Source organism: Halopseudomonas bauzanensis (assembly GCF_900114735.1).
Classification (GTDB): domain Bacteria; phylum Pseudomonadota; class Gammaproteobacteria; order Pseudomonadales; family Pseudomonadaceae; genus Halopseudomonas; species Halopseudomonas bauzanensis.
The window spans coordinates 199,040-220,657 of sequence record NZ_FOUA01000001.1 but is presented as its reverse complement, the minus strand read 5'-3'; the positions used below and the strand labels follow the sequence as shown (position 1 = coordinate 220,657).

The 21,618-nt window shown below is 61.6% G+C and carries 19 protein-coding genes; 4 read left to right on the top strand and 15 right to left on the bottom strand.

Features of this window, described 5'->3' with window-relative positions; all coding sequences use genetic code 11:
- Positions 1-154: 154 nt before the first annotated feature.
- The 4 genes from BM267_RS01030 to BM267_RS01015 form a co-directional block, all read right to left on the bottom strand.
- Positions 155-694, bottom strand: coding sequence for an anti-virulence regulator CigR family protein (locus BM267_RS01030; RefSeq protein ID WP_074778403.1), 540 nt, complete (start codon positions 692-694; stop codon positions 155-157).
- 432 nt (positions 695-1,126) lie between these two features.
- Positions 1,127-2,146, bottom strand: a complete 1,020-nt coding sequence (locus BM267_RS01025; protein WP_074778405.1) for a CNNM domain-containing protein — start codon at positions 2,144-2,146, stop codon at positions 1,127-1,129.
- Complete coding sequence (locus BM267_RS01020) at positions 2,143-3,516, bottom strand: hemolysin family protein (RefSeq protein WP_036989544.1); 1,374 nt, start codon at positions 3,514-3,516, stop codon at positions 2,143-2,145. Before BM267_RS01020 ends, BM267_RS01025 begins: the two co-directional genes overlap by 4 nt.
- A 144-nt stretch (positions 3,517-3,660) precedes the next feature.
- The gene (locus BM267_RS01015; protein WP_036989545.1) at positions 3,661-3,921 is read right to left on the bottom strand and encodes a YebG family protein; all 261 of its coding nucleotides are present in this window, start codon (positions 3,919-3,921) and stop codon (positions 3,661-3,663) included.
- A gap of 164 nt (positions 3,922-4,085) precedes the next feature.
- Between BM267_RS01015 and BM267_RS01010 the strand changes: the two genes are divergently transcribed.
- Positions 4,086-4,706 (top strand): LysE family transporter, encoded by a 621-nt coding sequence (locus tag BM267_RS01010; protein WP_036989549.1) that lies wholly within the window; start codon positions 4,086-4,088, stop codon positions 4,704-4,706.
- Positions 4,707-4,721: 15 nt separating this feature from the next.
- Here BM267_RS01010 and BM267_RS01005 read toward each other — a convergent pair whose 3' ends face one another.
- The 4 genes from BM267_RS01005 to BM267_RS00990 all read right to left on the bottom strand — a co-directional run bounded on the left by BM267_RS01005 (position 4,722) and on the right by BM267_RS00990 (position 7,584).
- Positions 4,722-5,171 (bottom strand): VOC family protein, encoded by a 450-nt coding sequence (locus tag BM267_RS01005; protein WP_051610801.1) that lies wholly within the window; start codon positions 5,169-5,171, stop codon positions 4,722-4,724.
- 16 nt (positions 5,172-5,187) lie between these two features.
- The gene (locus tag BM267_RS01000) at positions 5,188-5,814 is read right to left on the bottom strand and encodes a DUF4142 domain-containing protein (RefSeq protein WP_074778407.1); all 627 of its coding nucleotides are present in this window, start codon (positions 5,812-5,814) and stop codon (positions 5,188-5,190) included.
- Positions 5,815-5,938: 124 nt separating this feature from the next.
- Positions 5,939-6,400, bottom strand: coding sequence for an META domain-containing protein (locus BM267_RS00995; RefSeq protein ID WP_074778409.1), 462 nt, complete (start codon positions 6,398-6,400; stop codon positions 5,939-5,941).
- A 65-nt stretch (positions 6,401-6,465) separates the two neighbouring features.
- Entirely contained in the window at positions 6,466-7,584 is a 1,119-nt protein-coding gene (locus BM267_RS00990) for a mechanosensitive ion channel family protein (protein ID WP_074778411.1), read from the bottom strand.
- A gap of 331 nt (positions 7,585-7,915) precedes the next feature.
- Here BM267_RS00990 and BM267_RS00985 point away from each other — a divergent pair, with 331 nt between their 5' ends.
- Positions 7,916-9,613 carry a purple acid phosphatase family protein gene (locus BM267_RS00985; RefSeq protein WP_074778765.1) on the top strand — a complete coding sequence of 566 codons (1,698 nt, stop codon included), beginning with the start codon at positions 7,916-7,918 and terminating at the stop codon, positions 9,611-9,613.
- Between the two features lie 66 nt (positions 9,614-9,679).
- Here the strand turns inward: BM267_RS00985 and BM267_RS00980 are convergent, their stop codons facing one another.
- The 3 genes from BM267_RS00980 to BM267_RS00970 form a co-directional block, all read right to left on the bottom strand.
- Entirely contained in the window at positions 9,680-11,989 is a 2,310-nt protein-coding gene (locus BM267_RS00980) for an ATP-dependent DNA helicase (protein ID WP_074778413.1), read from the bottom strand.
- A complete protein-coding gene (locus BM267_RS00975) occupies positions 11,986-13,650 on the bottom strand; it encodes a VRR-NUC domain-containing protein (RefSeq protein ID WP_074778415.1) in 1,665 nt (554 codons plus the stop codon). The genes BM267_RS00980 and BM267_RS00975 overlap by 4 nt, the downstream gene beginning before the upstream one ends.
- Positions 13,651-13,712: 62 nt before the next feature.
- Positions 13,713-14,219 (bottom strand): ankyrin repeat domain-containing protein, encoded by a 507-nt coding sequence (locus BM267_RS00970; RefSeq protein WP_074778417.1) that lies wholly within the window; start codon positions 14,217-14,219, stop codon positions 13,713-13,715.
- Positions 14,220-14,365: 146 nt separating this feature from the next.
- On the opposite strand from BM267_RS00970, the gene BM267_RS00965 reads away from it, so the two are divergent.
- Positions 14,366-14,599 (top strand): DUF2789 domain-containing protein, encoded by a 234-nt coding sequence (locus BM267_RS00965; protein WP_074778419.1) that lies wholly within the window; start codon positions 14,366-14,368, stop codon positions 14,597-14,599.
- A gap of 179 nt (positions 14,600-14,778) precedes the next feature.
- A complete protein-coding gene (locus BM267_RS00960; RefSeq protein WP_036989560.1) occupies positions 14,779-15,981 on the top strand; it encodes a Bcr/CflA family multidrug efflux MFS transporter in 1,203 nt (400 codons plus the stop codon).
- Positions 15,982-16,028: 47 nt separating this feature from the next.
- Here the strand turns inward: BM267_RS00960 and fabB are convergent, their stop codons facing one another.
- From fabB to BM267_RS00940, 4 genes are all read right to left on the bottom strand, one after another.
- A complete protein-coding gene (gene fabB / locus BM267_RS00955; protein ID WP_036989561.1) occupies positions 16,029-17,246 on the bottom strand; it encodes a beta-ketoacyl-ACP synthase I in 1,218 nt (405 codons plus the stop codon).
- An 11-nt stretch (positions 17,247-17,257) separates the two neighbouring features.
- Positions 17,258-17,773, bottom strand: a complete 516-nt coding sequence (gene fabA, locus BM267_RS00950) for a 3-hydroxyacyl-[acyl-carrier-protein] dehydratase FabA (RefSeq protein WP_036989562.1) — start codon at positions 17,771-17,773, stop codon at positions 17,258-17,260.
- Between the two features lie 210 nt (positions 17,774-17,983).
- Positions 17,984-19,552 (bottom strand): class I adenylate-forming enzyme family protein, encoded by a 1,569-nt coding sequence (locus BM267_RS00945; protein WP_074778421.1) that lies wholly within the window; start codon positions 19,550-19,552, stop codon positions 17,984-17,986.
- A gap of 117 nt (positions 19,553-19,669) precedes the next feature.
- Entirely contained in the window at positions 19,670-21,571 is a 1,902-nt protein-coding gene (locus tag BM267_RS00940) for an ATP-binding protein (RefSeq protein ID WP_074778423.1), read from the bottom strand.
- Positions 21,572-21,618: the final 47 nt, after the last annotated feature.

The following is a 21,618-nucleotide window of genomic DNA, read 5'->3' as shown; positions in this document are numbered from 1 at the left end:
CAGCACACCTGGGATTGTCGAGCACCAGCTCGACAACTAGGTTACCTGAACCACTGCTGGTCGAGCTGGTGCTCGACCGTCCCAGGTTGGCTTGCCCGGTACTGTCTGAATCACCGGGGCCGGGTGGAACCCGGCCCTCTTCCGGGAAAGTATCTCAGTTCAGTACATTCTCCACGATGGTGTAGATCAGGCCGGTGGTGACGGCTACCAGGACCAGGTTGCTGCCGGAGCGATGCCATTCGTAGCCGGGGTAGTGGGGTAGGTGTCGTACATGCTGATGGGGCAGGCGCTGGCCCCAGCCGTGGGGGATGGGGCGGCCGGTGATCAGGCGAGCGCGGGGCGGCAAAGCCGGGCCGCGCCCGATATGGTGTCGGTTCCGATGGATCTGGCGGCGCAGCTGGCTGCGGTCGGGTGCCCGATACTGGTGGCGTTGTTCGTAGATCTGCCGGTGACTGGGCGGCCGGGCGTGGTCCCGTGGCCGATAGCCGGAGCCCGGATGTTGCTGGCCGTGGCGGTTATGGTCACGGCGCAGCATCTGGTCGCGGTGGCGGTCCCGCTGTTGCTGATGGTGTTTGAACGCCTTGCGGTGTTCCTGGGATTTACCGGGGGCATAAGGTCTTTCAGCGGCTTGGGCCATGGAGCCCAGCAAGGCCGCTACGGCGAACAGGCTGATAAAAAGGTGGCGTAATCTCATGGTGATACCCTCGTTCTGATAAGGCTTAGAGCAGCGCCGGCGGGTGGAATTCCTCGGTGAGCGAACTTTGTGGGAGATCCAGCTCCAGCTCCGGCTCTCGCCCAAGCAAGCTCAGCATATGGCATTGCCAGGGGCAGAAGTGGTTTGTAAAGGAGGGTTTACTTGGTTTTACGCAATGCAGTCATTGAACGCGGCGCAGATGGGTTTGGTAATCAGCACGATAGAATCGATTGATTTTGGTTATTTGTCCGAGCTGCCTAGGATAGAGCCATCCAATACAGTCTACGGAGCGTTTCACTATGGATCTTCTCAAGCGAATCTTTCTACATACTCGTACCAAGCCCAAGGCGGCCTTGGTCGAAGACCATCCCAACTTCTGGATGTATCGCTGAGCAAATGCGCTTCGCCCTTGGGGCGAGCGCATTGCGTCGTTTACTGTGCGGGGCTGGCTATCGGTAGTATCCGCGGCAGGATATCGGCGAGGGTAACGACACCGCGCATGCGTCCGTCGGTCATGATGACGGCGAGCTGCACGCTTGATTTGCGCATGCGGGCGAGGGACTCGTAGACGGGGGTTTTCGCGTCGAGCACGAAGGCTTGTCGGGCGAGCTCATGCGCGGGGCGGGTATCCGGTTCGAGCAGGGTGTCACGCAGGTGGACAACCAGCGGCGCAGCGTCATCGGTGCCGAGCACGAGGATACGCAGGTGGCCCGACTGGCTGGCCGCTTCGCGAACATCGGCTACCGTTGCGCCATGGGGAACGTGCGTTGGCATCGTACCCTCAGCCAGCAGGGCCTCCACGGGCATGGCACCCAGATCGATAAGGCTCGATATCTGCTCTTGCACGTGCGGCTTGAGCGTGCCGACTTTCGCTGAATGTTCGACGAGCTGCCGGATGGTGGCAATGTCTTGCCCGCCAACGGCCGCGCTCTCGACCGGTTCGACACCCGCTGCCTTCACCAGCCAGTTGGCGATGCGATTGATCCAGCGCAGTAGCGGGCGCAACGGCCAGGTATAGGCCCGCGCGATGATGCCAATCGTCAATGCAGACCTTTCGGGGTGAGCGATGGCCCAGGATTTGGGCGCCATTTCGCCAACCACCAGGTGCAGGAAGGTCACGATGAACAGGGCCAGGGCGAACGCGGCCCCGCCGGCGGCCCATTCGGGCATTCCCCAGAGGGTAAACAAGGGGCTGAGCCAGCTATCGACGGCTGGTTTGGTCACCGCACCCAAAGCGAAGGTGCAGAAGGTGATACCCAGTTGCGCTCCGGCGAGCATCAGAGTCAGGTCGTTCATGCCGCGCAGCGCGGCACGCGCTGAGGCGCTGCTGCCGGCAAGCTCCTCAAGACGATGCCGCCGAGCGCCGAGCAGGGCGAATTCGATGACGACGAAGAAGGCGCTCATGACAATGAGCGCGATGGTTACAAGGATGACGATCAGTGGATCATTCATGGGCTGTCCTCTATCGTCGTTTCAAGTAACCGCACGCGTACCTGGGTCGGGACATAGCGCTCGACCCGCAACACATCAACCACCAGTTGGCGCAGAACCGGTGCCGTGGCAATGACTTCGGAGGGATCAACGGGCAGGTCGATAGTCACGGTGGCGCCTTCCACCGGCAATGCGCCCAGCTCAGCGATGAGCAGGCCGGCTACGGTTTCAACTTCATCGCCGCGCGGCAAGTCGTAACCAATGGCGCGCTCGACTTCGTCGAGGTGCACGTCGCCGTCCATTATCCAGCTGCCATCGTCACGGGGCATGAGATGGTCGCCGGTCTGGTCGTCATGTTCGTCGGTGATTTCGCCGACGATTTCTTCAGCCAGATCCTCCAGGGTGAGCACGCCGGCGAAGCCACCATACTCATCGATGACACAGGCCAATTGGTTGCTGGTGCGAATCAACTGGGCAAGGGCATCGGGCAGAGGCATCAGCGTGGGCAGTACCGCAGTGGGTCGCATCACCGAGGCGACGGTCTCGTCGGGACTGCCGGTGGATAGGCGCGCCAGCACGTCGGCCAGGTGGGCTACGCCCACCGGGGTATCTTCATCGATCACCGGATAGCGGGTATGCCCGCTGGCCATGAGTTCGCGCAGTTCTTCCAGGGTGGTTTCGGGCCGCAGCCAGTCCACCTGCGAGCGGGGAATCATCGCGTGTTCAACATCACGCTGGGGAAAGTCGAGAATGCGGTCCAGCATGAGCGACAGCTCGTGGGGCAGATCGCCGCTTTCGCGGGAGTCGGCAATGATGTGCGGCAGGTCATCGGCCGAGACGCTCACATCGAGGTCATGTACCGGTTCGATACGTAACGCCCGCAGAAACAGGTTGGCGGATTTGTCGAAGAAGCCGATGAGCCAGCCGAACACCGTGAGGTAGATCAGTGTGGAGCGCGCCAGGCTGCGTGCGAGCGGATCGGCGTTGGCGATGGCGAGGTTCTTCGGAAACAGTTCGCCGAAGACCATCTGGATGATGGTCGCCAACGCCAATGCCGACACCGTCGCGACAGTAACGCCCACCTCGGTCGGAATGCCGACGCCACCGAGTAGTTGGCCGAGCGATTCTCCGACCAGTGGCTCGGCGACAAACCCGACCAGCAGGCCGGTGACGGTAATGCCGAGCTGGGCACCCGACAGCATGAAGCTGGTGCGACGGGTTACCGCCAGCGCGCGCTTCGCCGCGGCGTCGCCCTCGGCGGCACGCGCGGCGAGTCGTGTGCGGTCGACCGCCATGTAGGCGAATTCCTGCGCGACGAAATAGCCGTTCGCAGCGATGATCGCCAGGATAATCAAAGTGCCGAGGAGTAAAGCCAGAACCGGTTCGTTCACCGTGCCTCCTGCCTGTATTGGGTAGAAGGCAAGAAACGGCGTGTTACGAGGTTGTTATTCACAAAGGTTCCGAGGCGGCTATTAGTGTCGTCAAGCTATAGCAGCCCTCTTCGCACTGTCAAGACGGCCCCCCGTTTCAGCTTGTTATGCTGGCTCTTCTTCCAGCAAGGTCGCCAGCACATCGGGTGAGCTCTTGAAGGCTTTGGCAAACAGATCGCGGTGTCTGGCCATGTAGATGCCGGCTTCTTCCGCTTGCGCTTCGTTGATCGACGGTACGGCCTGGCGCAGGACGTCACTCAGCAGCTCGGCCAGTTCCAGCATCTTGTCGTGACGGTCGGCTTCGGCTTTATCCATGAACAGGCGCTCCGGGTCTCTGCTGCTTCGATAGACTATTTCAACGGCCATTTTTTACCCCTGGCTTGAATGTGATTCGTTGGGCCTGCGGCGCTGCATGCCGCGCGGCGGTCGACAGTATACTGGTTTTTTATCCAGTTTTGGTTTTTCGCTTACGGCAGATGGGTTGCGCTTGCTAGAATCGCTCATCGCTTGCATCGAATCGAGACAATTTCATGAGCATTGAAACCTGGCTGGCCTTCTTCGTGGCGTGTTGGCTGATCAGCCTGTCGCCCGGCGCCGGGGCGGTGGCCTCAATGGCCAGCGGCATGAACTACGGGTTTGCCCGGGGCTATTGGAACGCGCTGGGGCTGCAACTGGCGCTGGTACTGCAGATCGTGATTGTCGCTGCGGGGGTGGGCGCGTTACTGGCGACGTCGGCCCTGGCGTTTGCGCTGATCAAGTGGTTCGGGGTGCTCTATCTGTTGTACCTGGCTATCCGGCAGTGGCGGGCGCCGGCGCAGACGATGACCCTGGAGCATCGTCCCATCGGCAGGCCGCTGAGCCTGGTGCTGCGTGGCTTTGTGATCAATTTCAGTAACCCCAAGGCGATCATCTTCATCCTGGCAGTGCTGCCGCAGTTCCTCGATCCGGGGCGACCGATGCTGATGCAGTACCTGATCATGGCAGTGACCATGGTGGCGGTGGATCTGGTCGTCATGGCCGGTTATACCGGGTTGGCCGCCAAGGCGCTGCGATTGCTGAATTCACCGCAGCAGCAGCGCCTGCTCAATCGCAGTTTTGGGGTCATGTTCGGCGTTGCCGCCGGCCTGCTCGCCACGGTGCGCCGGGTGTAGCCGACGCCCGCCGGGTTATTTCCAGTCGGCTGACTCGATGTAACGACTGGTGATGATCCAGCCGATGCCGAAACGATCGGTGAGCATGCCGAAGCCCTCGGCCCAGAAGCTGGGCCCAAAGGGCATACGGGTGGTGCCGCCATCGGACAGCCGGTTGTAGGCCTGCTCGGCGGTCAGCACATCATCGTAGTACAGCTGGACAAACACGCCCTGGGCCTGCTGATAGGTACCCGGCGGTGCGTCAGAGCCCATGATCACCTGATTGGCCACGGTGACCTCGCCATGCATGACCTGATCCAGCCAATCTTCGGGCACTCCGGTGCCTTCCGGCGCATCGCGGTGGCTGTGAATTTCCCCCAGGGTGCCGCCCAGCTCCCGGGCATAGAACTGCAGAGCTTCCCGGCAGTTGCCGGGGAAGGTGAGATAGACGGCCAGGCTGACCGGGGTTTTCGGTGTTGTTGCCATGGGTGCCCCCTGGGTGTCAGTGATGGGGATTGGCGGCGTCGCCGCGATTCTGCTGCGGGCTGCCGCTGCTCAGGCCAGAGTCGACTTCTGCAGTCGCCGCGGCATCGGCTGCCGTGGCCGGAGCCATACCTGCGCTCAGCTCATCGGCCAGTTGCTCGGTCATGGCCAGGTGATGCTCCATCTTGCTCTGGGTTGCCCTGGCGAAGTTGCTGATGTCGAAGTCATCGAGCCGGGTGCCGCGCCGGTACAGGTCGATCGCCTTGCGGTGTGCGGTAATCTGATGTTCGGCATAAGCCTGGTCAAAGGACTGGACAGATCTGAGATTCAGCAAGGTGTCGCGGGCTTTTGGGGCGAGACTGTCCGCGCCGGCGACAGGATAGCCGCGGCTGTTGCCCAGTTGTTCAAGTTCACGATTGATCGCGGTGTGATCCTCGATCATCTGGCGAGCGAACTCCTTGACCTTGTCGTTGCCGGTTCTCTCCAGTGCCAGGCGTGCCGCCTCGATTTCGGCCAGCCCCTGGAGCATGGCTGCGTCGATGAAACGGACGGGAGCCGTTTGCGAGGTATCGGCGTATTTACGGTACAGGGCCGTCACGGCGCCGACTGCCAGCAGGCCGTAAGTGAGATTGCGCAATCTGATCATGGGTCCTCCACAGATGATGAATCAGCCATTGAGTTGCCGTTCATTACTGTGATGGGAGGGCGTGCGGGGAGTTCAGGCGGGTGGATGAGTGGTCGGGCAGGCCGTGTTGGCCTGCCCGGTATGTTCAATGGGCGGAATGATCGGCCGCGGGTTGAAAGGTCATGATTCCGGCGCCGTTGCGCAGGGTCAGCCGCGTGCCGGCATCGTTCAGCTGCACTTGCAACGGCTTTTCCAGGCGTTGCTTGATGGCATTTTCGCGGGCCATCAACGGTGGTTCGCAAGCCATCATGGTCTGCATCAGCATACCTACTTCCAGGGTGTCGCCCTTGAGTGTGTAGTTCCCGCCCATGCCATTGCAGGCATTGCTCACGCCGATACGGTCGGGCTGGAAGCTCAGTTCGATGGGTGCGCGACTACCGCCGGTGAGGTCTGTGTCGAGACGGCCGTCGGCGTCGGTTGCTTCGACCAGCGCCCAGGCGTGAGCGGTGAGGGCATCCGGGGACGTGGACGGGGTGGTGCTGGCGCAGCCAGCAAACAGCAGGGTGGCTGCCAGTGTGGCAGGCAGCAGCGTGCGGAAAGTGCTCATGGTATCTCCATTAAACGGGATCGCGCACATCCTGCACGATCCTGCGGTTGTCGTCGAGTCTACCGTCAGGATACGCCGCCATAAGGCGGGGTATTGGCTGAAGCGGCTTTGTCGGGCATGCCGGCGACCTTGACTTCGGGCAGGTCGCCACCGATGAATTCTACGCGACGGATGGGGAAGGCGAACTCCACTTCCATGTCGCGCAGCGCTTGCAACAATTGCAGATTGATCTCTTGTTGAATATCCATGTACTGATTGTAGTCAGCAGTCTGGACGATATGCACCACCTCGAATGTCAGCTGGCTTTCGTTGAAGGCAAAGAAGTGCGCGCGGTCGAATTTGGTCTTCTCGGTGCTATCAATGATGCGTTTGATCTGCGCCCCGACCTCGCGTACCTGGTCCGCCGGGGTGTGGTAGCTGATGCCGAAGGTGAATACGATCCGCCGGGTATTCATCCGCTTGTAGTTGTGCACGATCTGACTGAGCAGGTCGGCATTGGCGATCACTATCTGCTCGCCACTCAGGGCGCGGATACGGGTGGTTTTAAGGCCGATATGCTCAATGGTGCCGGCCACTTCACCGAAGACCACGAAGTCGCCGATCTCGAAGGGCTTGTCGATACCGATGGACATGGAGGCGAACATGTCACTGAGCAGCGTTTGCACGGCCAGGGCGATGGCTATACCGCCAACCCCGAGACTGGCGATCATGGCGGTGATGTCGACGCCCAGATTGGCGAGGATCGACAGCAACATCATGGTCCAGATCACTATGCGCATGATGATGCCCAGCAGGGTAGTGGTCACCGGGTTGCGCGCCTTGCCGTCGCGGGTCAGGCTGTCGGTCCAGAGCTTGACGGCGTGATCAAGCCAGAGTGCGATCTGAAAGGCCAAGGCGATGAACCAGCCATGGGACATCGCCGATTCCCAGCGGGGCGCCAGCTCGACGGTCTTCAGCCCGATCATCAGCGCGAAGGCGAAGATCAGCAGCTTGCTGGTCGAGCGCAACAGCTCCGAGGCGAAATAGAACACCCGGGATTGGGTTCCTTTGTCACGCTGCTCCAACTGCCGACTCACCACCCGCAGTGCGATAGACAGCAGCAGGTAGGTGGCAAGGGTGACGGTAACCAGAATTCCCAATTGCAGCCAGAGTGAGCGGTCGGTGAGGGTTTCCCAATAGGGCATGCTGAACCTCCAGGCGGATAATCGACAAGCCGGTCGCCGGTGAACTAAACGAGGGCAGACCTTATTTCTGTCGTTGACGAGACGGATTAGTTCCGGCAGTTTCGGCGCTCTACCCCAACGCCTATATCAACAGCGACCTGGAGTCGGTGCTGTTTTCCCTGGCGATCCTGTTCAATGCGCTCAATGAACGGCGGTGGTGATCACCCAACGGGATTGATCGCTTTGTGTGCCTGGTCTTGATCGGGCGTCAAATCTTCTCGGAAGTGCAACAGGGATGACACGCGGCGCTGCCATGCTGGCGCGTCATCACAATCCTACCGAGAACAAGTGCATGAAGAAGACTGCTCTGGCGAGTTTGATCGTCGCCGCATCCAGCCTGTGGCTGGCAGGCTGCCTGGATGGTTCCAGCTCCTCCAATGACAATGCCGCACCGGCGCCGGGGGAGACTGCGCCGGATACCCGCGTACGGGTGCTGCCTTACCTGCAGAACCCGACCGATACCGCGATCAGCGTCATCTGGTTCACTGATACCGACGTGGCCGGCGAGCTGGTAGTCGAGGGAGTTGGTAGTTTCACCTCTGAACCGGAGCTGGTCGAGGCCTTGGGCTATGGCGACAGCGAGGTCGAATATATCCATGGCGAGCGTAATTTCGGCGGTATTCATGCCGACGTGGCGGCAGGGCAGGCGCCGGCGTTGCCGTACCGGCACGTGGTACGGGTAGAGGGCCTCAGTGCAGCGACCACCTATGAATACCAGGTTCGGCAACCGGGCAGTGAAACCCTGATGGAAGCGCAGTTCACCACCGCACCGGCTGTGGGCGAACGCGCGAGCATCCGCTTCCTGGCCATGTCCGACATGGAAACCGAGCCAGAGTCCACCGAGAAAAACGTGGCCTGGGGCGCCAGTGCCCTGGTGATCGGTGGTGATAAGTTGGCGACCGATCCCGCCACCTACGACCGCCTGTACCCGGTCGACCAGACCACCGGCTACCGCGCCAATATCCAGTATGCGATGGAACGTCAGCCGGATTTCTGGGCGATTGCCGGGGATCTGGTGGAGAAGGGCGGTCGCCAGCTGGACTGGGATGAGTTCTGGCGCCATGCCGCAGGTGAGTGGAGCGACTTCGCTTCCAGCACACCGATCTTCCCGGCACTGGGCAACCATGAAAACTACTGGCATCCCGAAGGCGGCTCCTACACGCCACCAGCGGTAATGCGCTCCTACGACAAATGGAACAGCTACTGGGAGTTGCCGCGCAACTACGGCACCGATGAGCGCTACGAGAAACGCTACTATCGCGTGGACTACGGCCCGGTCACCCTGATCACCCTCGACTCGTCCAATGGCGATGACAGCGATCCGCTCAAGGACACCAACTTGGCCATTGATGGTGTGCAATCGCGGGTGCCGGACTTCAACCGCGGCAGTGAGCAGTGGAACTGGGCGGTGAGCGAACTGGCTGATGCCCAGGCCAAAGGCCAGGTGATCTTCGTGCAGTTCCACCATATGCCTTTCGGTACCGGGGTACACAGTCTGCCATCGGGCAGCGCCGGCATTCCGAACAACGAGGACAACCAGTCCGGCCAGCCGATGCGCATCTATCATGAGCTGTTCGAGCGCTACGGGGTGACCGCGGTGCTCGCCGGGCATGACGAACTGCTCGAATACGTGCAGCTGGATGGCGTGCATTACTGGGATGTGGGCTTTGCCGGGGACGGTCTGCGTGGCCCGGGTTATGCGCCGACTACCGACTATGTGCCCTTCAATCAGTTGCCCACAGAGGCCCAGGAGACCCATTGGAGTGCCCACGGCGATGCGCCGGAAATCTGGAACGGCAACCAGTTGATCGACGGCGGCAAGCACTATGGCTTTCTCGAAGTCGAAGTGCGGCCTGCGGGGAGCCATGATTACGAAGTGATAATGACGCCGCGCTACGTGTTTCCGCTGATGGATGAACAGGGCGAGGTCACCGGCGAGTTTGCCCATCGTCAGTACAACAAGGTGGTGAGGGTTCAGGTCCAACGGTAAGCAAGGCTGCAGGTTAAGCGCTGGCTTGTTTAGGCTGGCTGGGGGAGGGGCCTTGGAAAGCCCTTCCTACCCGGGAAACAGCGGCTGAATCGTGCCGGGTTCGGGCTGGAGTTCCAGACGGTGACGCTCCAGTTGCCACCAGCGCGGCAGTAACTGTCGTACTGCCTGTTGGCCGAAGCGATCATCCAGCAGCCAGACCACGCCCTGGTCCTCGGTGGTGCGGATCACCCGACCGGCCGCCTGCACCACCTTCTGCAATCCCGGATACAGGTAGGCGTAGTCATAGCCCTTGCCGAACATCGTCTGCATGCGGCTTTTCACTTCTTCGGTCACCGGGTTGACCTGGGGCAACCCCAGGGTGGCGACAAAGGCGCCGACCAGCCGTTTGCCCGGCAGATCGATACCTTCGCTGAAAGCGCCACCGAGCACGGCGAAGCCGATGCAGCGGGTGTCATCGGTGAACCCCTCGAGAAAGGCTTCGCGCTGCGCTTCGTCCATTTGCCGTGACTGTTCCCGCACCGGTATCTCCGGCGCCATTGCGCGCATGACGTCCAGCACCTGCTGCAGATAGGCGTAGCTGCTGAAAAAGGCCAGATAGTTACCCGGGCGCTCACGAAACTGCCTAGCGATCAGCTGTGCGATCGGTCGCAGGCTGTCGGCGCGGTGCTGATAGCGGGTCGACAGGTTGCCGACAAAACGCACTTGCAACTGTTCGGCGGTGAAGGGTGATTCCACTTCCAGCCACTGGGTATCTGCCGGCAGGCCCAGTAGATCGGCGTGGTAGTGCTGTGGGCTCAGGGTGGCCGAGAACAGCGTGCTGCTGTGCGCAACGGTGAAGCGGTCGCGCAGAAAAGGCGCCGGGACGATATTACGCAGGCAGAGGGTCGACAGCGCACGCCGGCCCAGCTGGCGGCGGGTGATATCGAACAGGGAATGGGGCCCATGCTGTTCGGCGAGCCGGCAGAACAGCATGGCGTCCAGATAGAAACGCAGCAACGCCGCATCGTTGCCCTCGGGCTGGTCGCTGAGATGGTCGGTGATGGCGCTGACCGCTTTCTGCAGGCTGAGGATGAACAGGTCAGCGATGGCGGGGTAGATCTGGTACTCGGCCTGCTGGTCGCGGTGTAGCTGGTTCCAATGGCGATTGACCCGATCCAGCGGTGTTTTCAGGGCGCTGGGGGCGGTTTTGCGCAGGGCATTGAAATTACCCTGATCCAGTTCCGCGGTGTACATGCCGCGGGCGCGGTCGATGAGGTTATGGGCTTCGTCTACCAGCAGGGTCACCCGCCAGTCGTTCACCACCGTCAGGCTGTAGAGCAGGGCGGTCATGTCGAAGTAGTAGTTGTAGTCAGCGACCACGATATCAGTCCAGCGGCACAGTTCCTGGCTGAGGTAGTAGGGGCAGATACCATGGGCCAGGGCGATCTCGCGCACCGCCTGGCGGGTCAGCCAGCGGCGTTCCGAGGCGGCCTGCCGGGCCGCCGGCAGGCGGTCGTAGAAACCCCGGGCGAGCGGGCAGGATTCGCCGTGGCAGGCGCGGTCGGGATATTCGCAGGCCTTGTCCCGAGCGACATGCTCCAGTACCCGTAGCGGTAAGTCCGGCTGCTGGACGCGCAGGCTGGCCAGGGCATCCAGGGCCAACTGGCGCCCTGGTGTTTTGGCGGTGAGAAAGAACAGCCGGTCGAGTTGCTGCTCGGGAAATGCCTTGAGCTGGGGAAAGAGGGTGCCCAGGGTCTTGCCGATGCCGGTGGTGGCCTGGGCCATCAGGGTCTGGCCATCCCGAGCGGCCCGGTACACTGTATTGGCGAGCTGGCGCTGGCCGCGGCGAAAGCTCGGCCAGGGGAACTGCAGCTGGGTCAGGCTCTGATCCCGGGCGGCGCGGTGGGCGGTTTCCTGCTCGGCCCAGGCGAGAAAACGGCGACACTGCAGCTCGAAGAATTCCCGCAGGCTGTCGGCGCCGAAGCGTTCGCGCAATACCGTTTCCTGTTGGCTGAGCACGTTGTAATAAACCACCGCCAGGTCGATTTCCTCCAGCTCGTACTCGGCGCACAACAGCCAGCCGTAGACCTTGACCTGGGCCCAGTGCAGCAGCCGGTGATTGTGGGGGATGCGCTTGACGTCGCCGCGGTGGGTCTTGATCTCTTCCAGCAGGTTGAGCGCGGGGTCATAACCGTCGGCGCGGCCGGTAACCAGCAATCCCTGATAGCTACCGGCAAGGGGCACTTCGCTCAGGTATTCCGGGCCGCGTCGGGATACCACGGTCCGGTGTCCGGTCATGCCTTCCTGGGCGCTGGGGGACGGGGTGAAACGCAGATCCAGATCGCCTTCGCGCGCGGTGAATTCGCACAGCGCTCGCACTGCGATGCGGTAGTTCATGGCTTGGCCCACTGCACATGGCAGACCGCAACCGGCATGCCGTGGCGGTTGCAGAATTCCAGCCAGCGGCGCTGATTGTCCTGCAGGCGGTCACCGGGGCCTTTGACCTCGATCATCCGGTAGCGGCGCTGCTCGGGCCAGAACTGGATCAGGTCGGGCATGCCGGCGCGGTTGGCGCGGATATCCTGCAGCATGCGCTGGAACCAGGTCCGCAGGTGGGCTGGCGGCAGGCAGTGCAGCGCCTGGTCCAACAGCGTTTCGGTGAGCACTGGCCAGTGGACGAAGGGACTCTGGATACCCTGTTTGGCGTGCCAGGTATGGCGGATGCGGTGCTGCCAGGTGCCGCTGTCCAGGTGCGCCAGGCTGGCGGCAAACAGCTCATGCCGGCGCTGGTGGAAGTCGGGGCTGTGCAGATCGGCCGGGGCGCTCTGGAACGGGTGGAAGAAGGCCCCGGGCAGGGGCGCGAAGATGGCGTCCCAGCAGAGCAAGCCGAACAGCCCGGTGATCAGGCTGTTCTCCACGTAATGCACCGGCGCCTGGTCGGCATGCAGATGTTCGCGCACGGCTGTCTCGACGCCCAGCGAATGCGGACCGGGGAGCGTCAGGTCGATGCGCAGGGTGTCGGAATCGATGATCACCGGGTGAGGTGGCTGCGCGAGCTTGCGGGCCAGGCGGCGTTGGGCGCGCAGGGCCAGCTGCAATTCGGCTTCGTTCTCCGGTGCGGTGATGGCGGCCTGCACCAGTTCCCAGGCTCCTTGATACTGCTGCAGTTTTTCCAGAATACGAATCTGCCGCTGACGCGCGCCGGTCCAGCCGCTGCGCTCATAGAGCATCAGCGCCTGGGGTAGGTTCGCTTCCCGTTCCAGTTGACGGGCCAGGGCGAACAACAACCGGGCGTGGCGGCTGCGCAGCCAGGGATTGTCGCATTGCGGTTCGCCCAGTAGCGTCAGCACCTCGGCACAGGGTAGGCCGGCCTCCAGTTGGCTGCGGCAGTGATGCAGGTGCCGGTACAGCTCGATATCCTGGCGGCAGGAGAAGCCGCGGGACTCGGGAGTGATGTTCACGCTTTCGTAGCGGAAGATGCCCAGTTCTGCGAGCACGAATTCCTCCCAGCCCTGGGACAGGTTGCCGAAGAACATCAACCGCAGGCGTTCGCATAGCTCACCGACTTGCAGAGTCAGCAGGCGCTCGGCGTGGCCCGGATACCATTGGTGAAAGCAACGGGCCTCGGGTTCGCTGGCCTGCAGGCGCTCCACCAGTTGAGGTTTGCGCAGGGTGCGCAGCTCCGCTGCGGGCGGTAGCAGGGCGGCGACCTCGTCCTTGCGCAGCAGAGCGCCCAGTTCGGCCGCATCCAGAGGGTGTTGATCATTCAGCCAGCCGAGCTCCAGCAATGGCGCGGCGGCGATATCAAGATCGCCAATTTCCGGGTAGTTCAGGCGGCTGCGGCGAAAGTGCGGGCCCTTGCGCATGATCAATCTGACCAGCAGTGCCTGCGACGCTTTGGGAAGTGCATCGAAACAGCTGAGAAAACGCTGTTCCTCATCATCGAGCAGATCGGCATAGCGCTGCCGCACCCAGATCATCGCCTGCTGGAAGTTGTGCAGGTAATAGAACGGCGGCGGTTGATCAGGAATGGTCTGGGCTGTTGGCTGGTTGGGCATACAGTATTCTGCCCGCGCAGCCGCCTGGGCTTCAAGCCTGGAGTGACGGGTGGAGTGCTGCGTCAGAACCGTTCGAGCAAAGTAATGGCGTCCTGAGCACCCATGGCACGGGCCAGATCCAGGGCGGTCTTGCCATCGGCATCGGTCGCCTGTGCGTCCGCACCGGCCTGCAGCAAGCGTTCCAGCATATCGGTGCGGTTGAACATGGCGGCATACATCAGTGGCGGCTTGCCGCCCTGGGGGCAGCCGTTGGCGTCGGCGCCATGGGTCAACAGGAGCTCCAGCATGGCCATGTCACCCTTGAACAGCACGCCGGCCAGCGGTGTCTGGCAGCGGTCATTGGCCAGCTCCGGGTCGCTGCCATGGGTGAGCAGCACTTCGGCGGCGTCAAGCTGGCCGTTATAACTCGCCAGCATCAACAGGCTGTCGCCCTTGCTGTTGCGCAAGTTGGCCGGCAGGCCGCCTTCGAGCATCGTCTGCAATTGCGCGGCATCGCCGTGGCGGGCCAGATCGAACATGCGCTCGGCGAATGCCAGGGTTTCATCGTCAAGGGTGGGGCGGTCGGCCATGGCTGTGCTCCGGAGAAAAGAACCCATTGTGCCTGCCTGGGGGTAACAGGTCACGCGCAGCACACTGACCGAACAGACAATGGCCGGGCTCAAGCCGCAACTTCTGCTTTAATGAATACAGTGACCAGCAATGAGAGGAGGTACCTATGGAACTGCCGAACAAGGATCTGGGGGATCTGTTTGACCAGCTTGGCTTGTCGTCAACCCCCGAGGATATCGAGGCCTTTTTTGCCAGCCATTCCCTGCCGCCTGACATCAAACTGATCGATGCACCATTCTGGACACCGACCCAGGCCCTGTTTCTCAAGGAGGAAATGCGTGAAGACGCCGAGTGGGCGCCGATTGTCGATCAACTCAATGTGCGTTTGCACGAAGATTAAATGTAACGACCGGGTCACGCCTGACCGGGTCGCGATCGACCGGGTCACACTCGACACCCCCTGACGACTATCGCGATGCCCGAGCAGGCCTTGGGGTTTTTCTGTCTCGGCGCGATCTGGCATGATGTCTGATTGCGCCGAGCCCCAAGCCGTTCGGCCCCTGCATTCTGGACCGCTACATGACCTTACGCTTGCTACTCATTCTGGGTGGCCTGAGCGCCTTCGGGCCTCTGGCAATTGATCTCTATCTCCCTGCGTTCCCCGCGATTGCGCAATTCTTCGCCACCGACTCCGAGCATGTTCAGCTGAGCCTGTCGGCCTATTTTATCGGGCTGGCGTTGGGGCAGCTTTTCTACGGTCCTTTGGCGGATCGCTTTGGACGCCGCAAGCCGCTGTTGTTCGGTATCGGCCTGTTTACTCTGGCCTCTATCGGGTGCGCTCTGGCACCGACCCTGGAGTGGCTGATCATCGCCCGTTTTGCCCAGGCGCTGGGCGGATGCGCCGGTATGGTGGTCAACCGGGCGGTGGTGCGTGATATCTGTACCCCTATCGAGGCGGCGCGGGCCTTTTCGCAGCTGATGCTGGTCATGGGCGTCGCGCCTATTCTGGCCCCGCTGGCGGGTGGTTGGCTAATGCTGTTCGGGGGCTGGCAGTTGATTTTCGCGTTTCTGGCGGTGTTCGCTGGCGTCTTCGGTTTTCTGGTGTTCTTTCGGTTGCCGGAAACCCTGCCGCAGCATATTCCGCCCAGCCGGCTATCCAGTGCACTGGGGCGCTACGGCCGGCTGCTGAGGGAGCCGCAATTCATGTTCCATGCACTGACTGGCGGTATCGCCATGGCCGGGATGTTCGCTTATATCGCCGGTTCGCCCTTCGTTTTTATCGAACTGTATGACGTGCCGGTGCAGCACTATGGCTGGTTCTTCGGCATGAACTCGGCCGGCTTCGTGTTATCGGCGCAATTCAACAGCCGTCTGTTGCGTCGACGCACTCCGCTCAAGCTGCTGAAGATCACCACCTTGCTGTTCATGGGCAGCACCCTGGCGCTGTCAGCAGTGGCGCTCTTCGAGCCGCCCGTTCTATGGCCGCTACTGGTGCCGCTGTTCATGTGCATGGCGCTACTGGCGTTGGTATTGCCCAATTCCTCGGCCTGTGCGCTGGCCGGGCATGGACATCAGGCCGGCGTCGCTTCTGCGCTGATGGGCACTCTGCAGTTCACTATCGCCGGCATTGTTTCGGCGCTGGTGGGGGCATTGCACAACGGAACGGCGTTACCGATGACCGGGATGATCAGTGTATGCGGTGTTGCGGCAGCCACCATGGCGCTGCTGGCGCGCCGGGCGACACCGGCTGAAGTAGCCGTTGGCGGGGCTGTGAAGAAGTAGGAAGGGGACAAGCGAAGGCGGGCAGAGGATTCTGCCCGCCATCAGCCTCAGGCGCCGTTCCAGCGCTTGAGGATCAGGGTGGCGTTGGTGCCACCAAAGCCGAAGCTGTTGGACATGATCAGGTCGACGGCCTGGTCCAGGCGCTCGCGCAGGATCGGCAGATCGGCTGCGTTTTCGTCCAGCTCATCAATATTGGCCGAGGCGGCGAGGAAGTTGTCGCGCATCATCAGCAGGCAATAGATGGCTTCCTGCACACCGGCTGCACCCAGCGAGTGGCCCGAGAGGCTCTTGGTCGAGCTGATCTTCGGTGACTTGTCACCGAACACTTCACGGATGGCCTTGAGTTCGGCCACGTCGCCCACCGGAGTGGAGGTGCCGTGGGTGTTGAGGTAGTCGATGGTGCCTTCAACGGTAGCCATGGCTTGCTGCATGCAGCGTACCGCGCCTTCACCACTGGGGGCGACCATGTCGTAACCGTCGGAGGTGGCGCCGTAGCCGACGACTTCCGCGTAGATCTTGGCACCACGCGCCAGCGCGTGCTCCAGCTCTTCGACCACAACCATGCCGCCGCCGCCGGCGATGACGAAACCGTCACGCTTGGCGTCATAGGCGCGGGAGGCCTTTTCCGGGGTGTCGTTGTACTGGGTGGACAGCGCGCCCATGGCGTCGAACAGCATGGACTGGCTCCAGTGCTCTTCTTCACCACCACCAGCGAAGACCACGTCCTGTTTGCCCAGCTGGATCTGCTCCATGGCGCTGCCGATGCAATGGGCACTGGTGGCGCAGGCGGAGGAGATCGAGTAGTTGATGCCCTTGATCTTGAACGGGGTAGCCAGACAGGCGGAAACGGTGCTGCCCATGGTGCGCGGCACACGATACGGCCCGATCTTCTTCACGCCCTTGTCACGCAGAATGTCGATCGACTCCATCTGGTTCAAGGTCGAGGCGCCGCCGCTGCCGGCAATCAGGCCGGTGCGCGGGTTGCTGATCTGCTCTTCCGTCAGGCCAGCATCGGCAATTGCCTGCTGCATGGACAGATAGGCGAATGCCGCAGCATCGCCCATGAAGCGCTTGACCTTACGGTCGATAGCGGCGTCCAGGTCAATCTTCACGCTGCCGGAGACATGGCTGCGCAGGCCCATTTCTGCGTATTCGGGGTTGTGAGTGATGCCTGACTTGCCTTCTTTCAGGCTGGCAGCCACGCTTTCCAGGTCCTGGCCGAGGCAGGAGACAATGCCCATACCGGTAATCACGACGCGACGCATAGTGATGATCCTCAGAAACTATCAGTAGAAGTGAACAGACCCACACGCAGGCCTTCCGCGGAGTAGATCTCGCGACCGTCAACCGCCATGGTGCCGTCGGCGATGCCCAGAGTCAGGGCGCGGTTGATGGTGCGTTTGATATGTATGGTGTAAGTGACTTTCTTCGCGGTCGGCAGGACCTGCCCGAAGAACTTCACTTCGCCCGAGCCCAGGGCGCGACCGCGGCCTTCAAAGCCGAGCCAGCCAAGGTGAAAACCGACCAGCTGCCACATGGCGTCGAGGCCCAGGCAGCCCGGCATCACCGGGTCACCTTCGAAGTGACAGGCGAAAAACCACAGGTCGGGATGAATATCCAGTTCGGCAACGATTTCGCCCTTGCCGAAGCGGCCGCCCGTTTCGCTGATGTGGGTGATGCGATCGATCATCAGCATGTTGGGGGCTGGCAACTGTGCGTTACCGGGGCCGAACAACTCGCCACGACTGCATTTAAGCAGATCTTCCCGGCTGAACGCATTTTGTTTTGACATAGAGGCTCCTGCTCTTCCCCGTTCGGTGGGGCGCTATTGTATCGGCATGGCGGGGGGTTGATGAACGATGAAGTCCGCCAGCGTAAGCTCAGACTGCTGACGCGGGGTGAAAGTCACACCCGGACAGACCAGAGGCGTTGAGGATACCCGTGATGCCAGCGCAGGACAAAAATTTATGTATCTCTGCGCTGGCAGTTAAAGGCTCCAGCTTCAGTCCAGAACGCCGAATTCGGCCTGGAACTGGTCGCGCAGTTCGCGCTTGAGGACCTTGCCGATAGCGCTGCGGGGCAGCTCATCGGTGAGGATGAGGCGGTTCAGGCGCTGGGTCTTGCCCACCTGACCATTGAACCATTGCAGAATGTGTTCGGCAGGGGTATCGGCGCCGGGCTTGAGTACGGCATAGCCGACCGGGGTTTCACCCCAGCTGGTGGAACGCACGCCAATAACGGTGACTTCCACCAGGTCCGGATGCTGGCGCAGCACGGCTTCGAGATCGCTGGGGTAGATGTTGAAACCACCGCTGATGATCATATCCTTGCGGCGATCCATCAGGGTGAGGAAGCCCTCCTCATCGAACCGGCCGACATCGCCGGTGCGGATGAAGCGTTTGCCGGTGTGGTCGTACCATTCGGCTTCGGCGGTCTTTTCCGGCTTGTTCAGGTAGCCGCTCATCATGGCGATGGAATGGCCGACCACTTCACCGATTTCGCCGACGGGCAGCTCATTGCCGTCTTCATCGATGACCCGCATGTCGTGGCCATCCAGCGGCCGACCGACGGTGTTCAGCTTGTCGGTAAATTCGTGGGCCAGCAGCATGCAGGAGCCACCGCCTTCGGTCATGCCGTAAAACTCGACCAACCCGCCTGGCCAGCGCTCCAGGATGTCGGCCTTGAGCTCACCATGGAACGGCGCGCTGGTACTGAACTTCATCTTGAAGCTGGACAGATCGTAACGGTCGAAGTCATCGCGGGCCATGATGCGCTGATACTGCACCGGCACCAGCATGGTATGGGTGGCGCGGTGCTCCTGGGCCAGCTCCAGGTATTTCTGCGCGTCGAACTTGCTCATCAGCACCAGGGTCCCGCCCAGGCCGATGGTCGGCAGGAAGGAGACCAGCGTGGTGTTGGAATACAGCGGGGTGGACATCAGCGTGACGCCGTCGGCGCCGTAGCCGAAGGCGATGCCGCGCTGGATGTGCGACCAGCGCATGAGGTGATCATGCACGATACCCTTGGGCTCGCCGGTGGTGCCGGAGGAATAGATGATATTGAACAGCGTCTCGGGCTTGAGCTCCACGGGGGTGGGCATGCTGTCGGCCAGCCACTGGCTGAAGCCGGTATTCGGCTGGCTGTCATCCAGACTCAGTAACGGTATCTGGATCTGTCCGGTCACCGGTTGCAGCGCCTGGGCGACGGACTGGTCAACGAACAACAGCTTGGCGGCGGAGTCACGCAGCATGTTGACCAGGCTGTCAGCGGTGGACGAGGGCGCTAGCGGGGCGACGACCATACCGGCGCGCAAAGCGGCGAGAAACAGCACGGCATAGGGTATCGAGTTGGCGGCGCAGATGGCGATGGCGTCGCCCGGTTGCAAGCCGTCGCGCTGCAGCGCGGCGGCGGCGCGATTCACCTGAGTATCCAGCTCGGCATAGCTGAGCCGCTGTCCATCCTGGATAACGGCGGGATGATCAGCCCGGTATCTGGCGTTCAGGGCCAGGAGCTCGGGCAGGGTCGCGAAGGGTGATTCCAGTGTGATCGGATAGCTGGCTACAACGCTCATGCCAATGGATTCCTGAAATGATGATGGGGCGGCCAGTGTCGCCCGTTTGCCCCCGCTGAATCCATCCCCGGGATATTGCTAAATGCCAGTCAATCAATCGCGCTGATGCAAGCCGGCTCAGAGCCAGTGTTCCAGTACCTGCCGCAGCGCCTTGCGGGTCACGGGCTTACTGAGAAAACCCTGCATGCCTGCTTCCTCGCTGCGGCGGCGATCTTCGTCGGAGGCACTGGCAGTCAGTGCGATGCAGGGGCGCGGCTGGATATGGACGTCGGCGCAATGCTGGAGATACCAGCGGTAGGTGTCGAAGCCATTCATGTCCGGCAGCAGGATGTCCATGAAAATAATCGAAAAGGCCTGGGTGGGGTCCTTGAGTAATTGCATGGCTTGCTGCGCATCCTCGGCGAGTACCACCGGGAGGGCCAGGCTGCGCAGCATGCCTTCCATGACCATCTGGTTGACCGGATTGTCTTCTACCAGCAACACCGGCAGAGTGCCGACACGGGCAGCTTCGATCGGCGGGATATCCATCGCCGCCTGCGCTTGACCGGTCAGCTCGAAGGGGAGGTTCAGGATGAAGCAGGAGCCTTGGCCGGGTTGGCTGGTCGCTTTCAGCTCACCCCCCATCTTGCGGGCGAAGTTACGGGCGATCGACAGCCCCAGGCCGGTGCCACCGAAGCGTCGGGACGTACTGCTGTCACCCTGTTGAAAAGCATCGAACATGCGCTCCAGGCGCTCGGGGGCGATGCCTATTCCGCTATCCATCACTCTGCAGGCCAGCTGCAGTGTGCCGTTGGCGTCCACCTGCCAATGTGCGCTCAGCTGGATCAGGCCCTGTTCGGTGAATTTCAACGCGTTGCCCAGCAGATTTACCAGTATCTGCCGCAGGCGCGTCGGATCGCCCAGTACCACAGGGGTTGGTGGTTGGCCGTCCCGTTCGACACTCAGTGACAGGCCCTTTTTGCGAGTGGCATATTCGAATGCGATGGCGGTCCGGTCCAGCAGGGCGGACAAGTCGAAGGGAATATGCTCCAGTTCGAAGGCTTCGCGTTCGACCCGGGAGAAGTCGAGAATATCGTTGATGACCTTGAGCAGGTGCTCGGTGGATTCGCTGGCGATGCGGCAATATTCGACTTGTTCATTGGTCAGTTCGGTGGTTTCCAGCAATTGCAGCATGCCCATCACGCCGTTCATCGGGGTACGCAATTCATGGCTCATCATCGCCAGAAAGTCCGACTTGGCCCGGCTGGCCTGCTCTGCCTGTTCACGCGCATTGATGAGTTCGGTCATGGCGTTGTGCTGCTGCATCTCGGCCTGCTGCAGGGTCGTTGCCAGGCGGTTGATATTGGCCATCAGCTCACCCATCTGGTTGCGCTCGCGGATCTCGAGGCGGGTATCGAGGCGCCCGTCCTGCAGGGCCTGAACGGCTTTGCGCATTTCTACCAATGGGCGAGCGAAAGCCCGGGCCAGGCGGGTCGATAACAGGAGGGCAGCGAGCAGCACTACTGCACCCAATAGCAGGCTGCGAAACAGGATGCTGCGCTGACGTTCGACGAATGATTGATAGCTGAGGCTGATACGAACCTGCCCCAATTGCTGGGGTTGATAGTCTTCCACGACATCGGTGTTGAGCAGAAACAAATCATAGTGCAGGGGGATGCCCTGGCGCTCGATCTGGGCGCTGAACAGACGCAGCGGCCCTTGGGCCACAGGAGTCTTCTGCTCCATCGCCAACAAATTACCGTCCTGATCAAGCACCTCGATCTTATGCACATTGGGCATCCTCAAGGAGCCCTTGATGAGGTTTCTCAGCAGGTCGAGATTACCGGTTATGACGCCGTATTCGGTCGCTGGCGCCAGCTGATCGGCAATCAACTGGCCGGTGGTTTGCATTTCGCGGTCTAGTGCTTCCAGGCGGACATGGGTGAAGTAGCCCAGCAGGGTGACCCCCAAGAGGATGGCCGGGAGCAGGGCGATGGTAATCAAACGGCGGGTAATGCTGCCGCGTCGAAAAATATTCATCGGGGCTGCTCCTGCGCGTGCATGCCGGGAAGCGGACACACTGACGC